Source organism: Streptomyces sp. NPDC054932 (genome assembly GCF_053610205.1).
This window is the reverse complement of sequence record NZ_JBSGXU010000348.1, coordinates 1-3,704: the sequence shown is the minus strand read 5'-3', so window position 1 is coordinate 3,704 and position 3,704 is coordinate 1. Positions and strand designations below refer to the sequence as shown.

Annotated in this window: 3 protein-coding genes; 1 reads left to right on the top strand and 2 read right to left on the bottom strand. The window is 71.3% G+C overall.

The window, feature by feature from the left end:
- Positions 1–50: 50 nt before the first annotated feature.
- Positions 51–1,169, bottom strand: coding sequence for an allantoicase (gene alc, locus ACWGE1_RS40490; protein ID WP_453425472.1), 1,119 nt, complete (start codon positions 1,167–1,169; stop codon positions 51–53).
- Positions 1,170–1,172: 3 nt separating this feature from the next.
- On the bottom strand, positions 1,173–2,507 hold the full coding sequence (gene allB / locus ACWGE1_RS40485) for an allantoinase AllB (protein WP_453425473.1): 1,335 nt from the start codon (positions 2,505–2,507) through the stop codon (positions 1,173–1,175).
- Between the two features lie 336 nt (positions 2,508–2,843).
- Between allB and ACWGE1_RS40480 the strand changes: the two genes are divergently transcribed.
- Positions 2,844–3,647 carry an IclR family transcriptional regulator gene (locus ACWGE1_RS40480; protein WP_453425471.1) on the top strand — a complete coding sequence of 268 codons (804 nt, stop codon included), beginning with the start codon at positions 2,844–2,846 and terminating at the stop codon, positions 3,645–3,647.
- Positions 3,648–3,704: the final 57 nt, after the last annotated feature.

The window sequence follows — 3,704 nt, the reverse complement described above, 5'->3', positions numbered from 1 at the left end:
CCCCGGGGGTGTCGGCCCCCGGGGCGGGCTGTGCGTCGGCTACGGCCGGATCAGCCGCCCAGCTCCTGGTGGCGGGCGGTCAGCGCCGCCGCGCCGCCCTCCGTCAGGGAGCCGAACAGGCGCAGGCGGGAGAAGCCGCCGTCCGGGAAGATGTCGATCCGTACGTGCGTGCCGACCGCCGGGGCGTCCAGGACGAAGCGGTGGTTGGTGTCGGGCTGCAGGCGGGTGCGCGGCAGGAACTCCGTCCACTCGCCCTCCTCGCCCGTCTTGACCGACAGGGAGGCCCAGCCGGCCGAGTTGCCCTTGAGGTAGGCGGTGTCGATCTCGACGGCGCGGATCTCGGACTCGGCGACGAGCTGGTAGCGGATCCAGTCGTTGCCGTTGTCGCGGCGGCGCGCGGTCTCCCAGCCATCGTCCATCTTGCGGGAGCGGCCGGGGTTGATGGTGTTGGTCGGCGGGGAGTAGAAGCGGTTGGAGGCGTCCTGGACGGAGCCGCCGTTCTCCAGGGCCGCCACGTCGAAGGAGCCGAGCGCGTCGAGCCACTTCGGGTCGGGCAGGACCTCGCCGTAGACGCGCAGGCGGGCGATGCCTCCGTCCGGGTGCTGGTTGACGCGCAGGTGCGTGAAGCGCTGCTCGGCCTCCACCTCGAAGCCGTTGGCGGCGTGGCCGCCGACCGGGGTGCGGGGGACGATCGTCGTCCACTTCACCTCGTCGCCCTGGAGCTCCTCCGGGGTCGGCGCGAGGGCGCCCGCCCAGTTGGTGGCCTCGATGGAGACGGCCTGCGGCATGTTGCCGCGGAAGTGGGCGGTGTCGACGACGATGCCGCGGATGACGCCGGGGGCGCCCAGGCGTACGAGCGCCCAGTCGTGGTCCTCGGGGGTCGGCCAGGGCTGGGTGGCGGAGACGCCGCGGCGGCGGCGGGTCTCCCAGCCGTCCATGACCTTGCCCTTGTGGCCGAAGTCCTCGGGGTCGAAGTGCGCGGCCTCGGAGATCAGCAGGTTCTCGCGCTGCGCGAAGAACTCGTCGTTGGCGGCGATGACACCGGCGCCCAGCTCACGGGCGGCGAGGTTCGCGTACTGGGTGAACGGGAAGTCCGCGGTGCGGTAGTCCGCGTACGGGTCGCCGCCTCCGTACGGGTTCGCGTTGCCGGTGAAGGATTCAATCGCCACTGGTCAGTTCTGCCTTTCGAGGAGGAGGCCCGTGGGCTCGGTCGGGGTGCCGTGGTCGGCGATCTGCGTGCCGCGCAGCCAGGTGGACTTCACGACGCCGTGCAGGGTCTTGCCGGCGTACGCCGTGACCCGGTTGCGGTGGTGGAGTTCGGCCGGGTCCACGGTGAACGTTTCTTCGGGGGCGAGCACGGCGAAGTCGGCGTCGCGGCCGGCCTCGATCGCGCCCTTCTGCGCCAGGCCGGCGAGGGCGGCCGGGGCGGCGGACATCCAGCGGACGACGTCCTCCAGGGTCCGGCCGCGGCGGCGCGCCTCGGTCCAGATGGCGGGGAGTCCCAGCTGGAGGGAGGAGATGCCGCCCCAGGCGGTGGAGAAATCGCTGGTCTTCAGGTCCGCGGTGGAGGGCGAGTGGTCGGAGACGATGCAGTCGATCGTGCCGTCGGCGAGCGCGTCCCACAGGAGGTCCTGGTTGGCGGCCTCACGGATGGGCGGGCAGCACTTGAACTCGCTGGCGCCGTCCGGCACTTCCTCCGCCGTGAGGGTGAGGTAGTGGGGGCAGGACTCGACGGTGATCCGGACGCCCTCGGCCTTGGCGGCGGCGATCAGCGGCAGCGCGTCGGAGGAGGACAGGTGCAGGACGTGCACGCGGGCGTTCAGCCGCTTGGCCTGGGCGATCAGGTTGCCGATCGCGGTGTTCTCGGCGTCGCGCGGCCGGGAGGCGAGGAAGTCGGCGTACTTCGGGCCCGGGACGACGGGAGCTGCGTCCAGGTGGTGCGGGTCCTCGGCGTGCACGATCAGCAGGCCGCCGAAGCCGGTGATCTCGGCGAGGGAGGTGGCCAGCTGCTCCTGGTCGAGCTCGGGAAACTCGTCCACGCCCGAGGGCGACAGGAAGCACTTGAAGCCGTAGACGCCGGCGTCGTGCAGCGGCGCCAGGTCCTTGACGTTGTCCGGCAGGGCGCCGCCCCAGAAGCCGATGTCCACGTGCGCCTTGGCGCGGGCGACCTCCTGCTTGACGCGCAGGTTGTCGGTCGTGGTGGTGGGCGGCAGGGAGTTCAGCGGCATGTCGAGGATCGTGGTGATGCCACCGGCCGCCGCGGCGCGGGTGGCCGTCCAGAAGCCTTCCCACTCGGTGCGGCCCGGGTCGTTCACGTGGACGTGGGTGTCGACCAGGCCGGGGAGCAGGACGTCGTCGCCGAAGTCCTCCAGCCGGGCTCCGGCCGGTACCTCGGCCTCGTACGCCAGCACGGCCGTGATCTTCCCGCCGGCGACGGCCACCGAGGCGGCGCGCGTCCCCTCGGGGGTGATGACGCGCGTTGAGCGCAGTACCAGTTCCACAGCCACGTCGGCCACCGGAACCTCCCCATCTACTTCCACAGAGCGAAATTCAACGTTCTGTTGACGGAGTCTTCCCGGCGATCCGTACCCAGTCAAGAGCGCCCGGACGGACCACTGACGCACCGGGACCGCAATTGGATGTTTCCACAGGATGGAATTAAGATTTCGCTATACAGAATGTAGCTACCACCACCGGGATCCGGGCGGATAACTTCCGGAGGACGTCCGCCACCAGGACAAACCCTCTCTGACCGGCGGCGACGACCCCGACCCAGCACTGGGGCCGAGCCCGACCGCCGGGTAGGCTGCTCCCTTGCCTGCCAGCACCGAAAGGACCGCGCCGTGCCGACGTCCAGCGCCAGCACCACCGACGCTTCCTCCAAGACCCCTGCCGCCAGCGGTGGCGTCCAGTCCCTTGAGCGCGCCTTCGATCTGCTCGAGCGCATGGCCGATGCCGGGGGCGAGGTCGGCCTCAGCGAGCTCTCCGCCGCCAGCGGTCTGCCTCTGCCCACGATCCACCGCCTGATGCGCACGCTGGTGGCGTGCGGATACGTACGCCAGCAGCCCAACCGACGGTACTCCCTCGGCCCCCGCCTGATCCGCCTCGGCGAGTCCGCGTCGCGCCTGCTGGGTACCTGGGCCCGCCCCTACCTCGCCCGTCTGGTCGAGGAGACCGGGGAGACGGCGAACATGGCGCTCCTCGACGGGGACGAGATCGTCTACGTCGCCCAGGTGCCGTCCAAGCACTCCATGCGCATGTTCACCGAGGTCGGCCGCCGGGTGCTGCCGCACTCCACCGGCGTGGGCAAGGCGCTGCTCGCGCACACCCCCGCGGACGAGGTACGGGCCCTGCTGGCCCGCACCGGGATGCCCGCGGCGACCGAGAGGACCATCACCACGCCCGAGGGCTTCCTCGACGCGCTGGAGCAGGTCCGCAAGGTCGGTTACGCGGTCGACGACAACGAGCAGGAAATAGGAGTCCGCTGCCTCGCCGTGTCGGTGCCGAACTCGCCGACCGCCGCCGCGATCTCCATCTCCGGTCCGGCGGGCCGGGTCACCGAGGCCGTGGCCGAGTCCTTCGTCCCGATCCTCCAGGGCGTGGCCGCCGAGCTGTCCGTGGCCCTGTCCAACCAGACCCCCGCCTAGGCTGGCTGCACAGCCGCACTGCCGTACGGGGAAGGCCCCGGCGCCCTCGATCCGAGG